This is a genomic window from Zymomonas sp. (assembly GCF_020216885.1).
GTDB lineage: Bacteria > Pseudomonadota > Alphaproteobacteria > Sphingomonadales > Sphingomonadaceae > Zymomonas.
Window position 1 is genome coordinate 1 of sequence record NZ_JAIWON010000172.1, and the last position, 4156, is coordinate 4156.

Consider the following 4156-nt stretch of genomic DNA (forward strand, 5'->3'; position numbering starts at 1 on the left):
AAATAAAGCTATGACACTTTCTTCGGAAAGCCAAAAAGACGAGACGAAAAAAGCCAATCAAAGACGCTTTAATATCATCACGGATCCCAGTCGGGACGCTTTGCTGACTGCATTTGGTAAAGCGACGTTAGATGATCGTTATCTTTTACCCGGAGAAAGCTATCAGAATTTATTCGCGCGGGTAGCTGATGCCTATGCCGATGACGAAGCCCATGCACAGCGTCTCTATGATTATATTTCCCGTTTATGGTTCATGCCCGCAACGCCGGTTTTATCAAATGGTGGAACCAAACGCGGCCTGCCAATTTCCTGTTACCTCAATGCCGTGCCAGATAGTTTGCAAGGCATTGTCGATATTTGGAACGAAAATGTCTGGTTGGCTTCTCGTGGTGGCGGTATCGGCACCTATTGGGGTAATGTGCGGGGCATTGGTGAGCCGGTTGGCCTGAATGGTAAAACCAGTGGTATTATTCCTTTTGTCCGCGTGATGGATTCATTAACACTCGCGATCAGTCAAGGCTCTTTGCGCCGTGGTTCGGCCGCCTGCTATATTGATATTTCACATCCTGAAATTGAAGAATTTCTTGAAATCAGAAAACCGTCAGGTGACTTTAACCGCAAGGCTTTGAATCTTCATCACGGCGTTTTGGTAACGGATGCCTTTATGGAAGCCGTCCGTGACGGTAGATCTTTCGATCTCGTTTCACCGCGTGATGGCTCCAAGCGGGGCGAAGTCGATGCCCGTAGCCTATTCCAAAAACTGGTTGAAACCCGTCTCCAGACTGGCGAGCCTTATATTGTGTTCATCGATCACGTGAACAACAATATGCCGAGCCATCATCAGGCCTTGGGATTAAAAGTCTCCAGTTCTAACCTCTGCTCTGAAATCACCCTTCCGACCGGACAAGACCACCTCGGCAATCAGAGAACCGCTGTTTGCTGCCTGTCTTCGCTTAATCTGGTGACGTGGGATCAATGGCATGACAATAAACGTTTTATCGAAGACGTTATGCGTTTTCTTGATAACGTTTTACAAAGCTATATCGACAATGCGCCAGATGAAATGTCTCAAGCACGCTATGCCGCCATGCGTGAGAGATCGGTTGGCTTGGGCGTGATGGGATTTCATAGCTTCCTGCAAGCGCGCAAGATACCTTTTGAAGGCGCTTTAGCCAAAAGCTGGAATCTTAAAATTTTCCGCCATATCAATGGCAAAGTCAATGAAGCCTCGATGATGCTGGCAAAAGAACGGGGCGCTTGCCCTGATGCTGCTGACATGGGCGTTATGGAGCGTTTTTCCTGCAAAATGGCGATTGCCCCAACGGCCTCCATCAGCATCATCGCAGGCGGCGCTTCTGCCTGTATCGAGCCTATTCCGGCTAATATCTATACGCATAAAACTTTGTCAGGCAGCTTTGTTGTCAAGAATCCTTACTTGCAAAAACTCTTGCAAGATAAATCCAAGGATTCCGATGCCGTCTGGAATTCCATTCTCGAAAAGAATGGTTCGGTTCAGCATCTGGATTGCTTGACGGCAGAGGAAAAAGACACCTTCAAAACCAGCTTTGAAATTGATCAGCGTTGGTTATTGGAAATGGCCGCCGATCGAACGCCTTATATCGATCAGGCGCAGTCGTTAAATCTTTATATTCCGGCAGATGTCGAAAAATGGGATTTACTGATGCTCCATTTCAGAGCTTGGGAAATGGGTATTAAATCGCTTTATTATCTTCGTTCGAAATCTTTGCAGCGAGCAGGTTTTGCGGGCGGTGTCGAGGCCGATAACACGCCCCAAATGAGAGAGATCGAAGTCGAAATGCGCAATTATGATGAATGTCTTGCCTGCCAGTAGGCTTTAATTAAAATGTGATGGATAAAAATCCTATCGCATGAGCGGGTTGCCGTTAATGCGATAGGATTTTTTATAAGCGCGTCAGGCTTGCGGCGTTTCTTCTTCGCTAAGCGCTTTTTTTTGCTGATTTTGCCTTTTTCTCAAACGCAAATTTTGACGCAGTGCCTCTGCTAACAGCTTTTTTTTGTTATCTGATTGATTTTGATACATTTTTTCGAAGAGTCTCTATTTTTTAAAGAAAAATTCATATCGTCCTTGACTAATGGAAATAGTTCCTTCATATGAGCGCCTCACCACAAAAAAGTGGTTGTGCTGCCGTAGCTCAGTGGTAGAGCGCATCCTTGGTAAGGCTGAGGTCGTGAGTTCAATCCTCACCGGCAGCACCATTTTTCTTTCTTCCCTTAAAAATCTATTTTCCCTAAAAATATCAGTCAGAACAAACGATATCATTCTGTTTTATGTCTGATTTTTATCAAAAAACCCGCTCACCATAAAAGCAAGCGGGTTCTTCGAAAAATTAAAGGCCTTTGGCGTTACGTTCACCAAGCAAACGCAAACGCAAAGCATTCAGCTTGATAAAGCCAGCTGCATCCTGCTGGTTATAAGCACCGGCATCATCTTCAAAGGTCACGACCTTTTCAGAATAGAGCGAATTGGGCGATTTACGACCGATAACATTCACACTGCCCTTATAGAGCTTTAAGCGAACCGTGCCGCTGACTCTGGCCTGACTATGGTCAATAGCGGCCTGTAACATTTCGCGTTCCGGTGAATACCAGAAGCCGTTATAAATCAGTTCGGCATAGCGCGGCATCAATTCATCTTTCAGATGCATAGCGCCACCATCTAAGGTCAGCTGTTCGATACCCCGATGTGCCTGAATCAGAATCGTGCCACCTGGGGTTTCATACATGCCGCGTGATTTCATGCCGATATAACGGTTTTCGACCAAATCAAGACGACCGATACCATGCTTGCGACCCAGTTCGTTGAGCTTGGTCAAAAGCTCCGCTGGTGACAAGGCTTCACCGTTAATGGCGATGGCATCACCACGCTCGAAATCAATGGTAATGATTTCCGGCGTATTGGGGGCATCTTCGGGGTTAACCGTGCGGGAATAGACATAATCCGGTACTTCCTGCCACGGATCTTCAAGAATTTTACCTTCTGAAGAAGTGTGCAGCAAATTGGAATCGACCGAGAAAGGCGATTCGCCGCGTTTGTCTTTTGGAACCGCAATCTGACGAGATTCAGCATAGGCAATCAATTTGCTACGGCTGTTCAAATCCCATTCGCGCCAAGGGGCGATAACCTTGATATCCGGTGCCAAGGCATAATAACCGAGTTCAAAACGAATCTGGTCATTCCCTTTTCCGGTTGCCCCATGTGCAACTGCATCGGCACCAACCTGACGCGCAATTTCAATCTGGCGTTTGGCAATTAATGGTCGTGCGATCGAGGTGCCAAGCAAATACTGACCTTCATAAAGGGCATTGGCACGCATCATCGGAAAAACAAAATCGCGAACAAATTCTTCGCGGAGATCGTCCATAAAAATATGTTCAGGCTTAATGCCCATCATTTCGGCTTTTTTACGGGCGGGTTCAAGCTCTTCGCCTTGACCGAGGTCAGCCGTGAAAGTGACGACTTCACAGCCATAATGTTCTTGCAACCATTTCAAAATAACGCTGGTATCAAGTCCACCTGAATAGGCGAGCACGACGCGTTTTACTTTTTCGGTCATGAAACTCTCCGGAATAGAATTATCAATGCGGCAATATTTTTACCGTATAGCCGCCGCTTGCCACGCTTATCATGGCGTTTCAAGCGCCATCCTGCTTAAAAATTTTGTGACCTGCCTTATAAAAAAGACAAGGCGTCTTATTATAGGATAATCAGACAATATTCATAAACTGCCTGATACCCATCATCTTAGAGAAAATATCGGGATCATATCACTGTAAAACAGTTTTCCACTTCTCTCTTGGAGTAAGGCCAAAATAATGAAAAAGAAAAATTTTCTTTTGCGTAGTCTGTCCTTGGCGTCAGGTCTGTTTTTAGCGGCAACCCCTCTTGTGCAGGCTTCCGCCCAGCAGGCCGCTGAACAGGTTCCGCCCTATATTCTGCCGATTACCCGCGCAGAAACGCAGGCACAGGTAAAACAAAATTTCGATAAATTTGATCTTGATCATAATGGCGTTGTCACAAAATCGGAATTTCAGACGGCCTTGGCCAATGAAAAAAACCAATGTCAAGCGATGATGGCCAAATTCAAGGATGCGAAGAATAGCGGTAAGACAAAAA

Annotated in this window: 2 protein-coding genes, 1 tRNA gene and 1 pseudogene; 3 read left to right on the forward strand and 1 reads right to left on the reverse strand. The window is 45.9% G+C overall.

Annotated features, from left to right (window positions below):
- Positions 1-10 precede the first annotated feature (10 nt).
- Positions 11-1852, forward strand: coding sequence for a ribonucleoside-diphosphate reductase subunit alpha (locus LDL18_RS08745; protein ID WP_296508809.1), 1842 nt, complete (start codon positions 11-13; stop codon positions 1850-1852).
- 311 nt (positions 1853-2163) lie between these two features.
- Positions 2164-2238, forward strand: a tRNA-Thr gene (locus LDL18_RS08750).
- 131 nt (positions 2239-2369) lie between these two features.
- Here LDL18_RS08750 and LDL18_RS08755 read toward each other — a convergent pair.
- The gene (locus LDL18_RS08755) at positions 2370-3596 is read right to left on the reverse strand and encodes an argininosuccinate synthase (protein WP_011240880.1); all 1227 of its coding nucleotides are present in this window, start codon (positions 3594-3596) and stop codon (positions 2370-2372) included.
- Between the two features lie 259 nt (positions 3597-3855).
- Between LDL18_RS08755 and LDL18_RS08760 the strand changes: the two are divergent.
- Positions 3856-4156: pseudogene (locus tag LDL18_RS08760) on the forward strand (calcium-binding protein); the annotation flags it as partial.

Coding starts and splice junctions, on each gene's coding strand:
- LDL18_RS08745 (WP_296508809.1), top strand. CDS start 11: ATGACACTTTCTTCGGAAAGCCAAAAAGACGAGACGAAAAAAGCCAAT.
- LDL18_RS08755 (WP_011240880.1), bottom strand. CDS start 3,596: ATGACCGAAAAAGTAAAACGCGTCGTGCTCGCCTATTCAGGTGGACTT.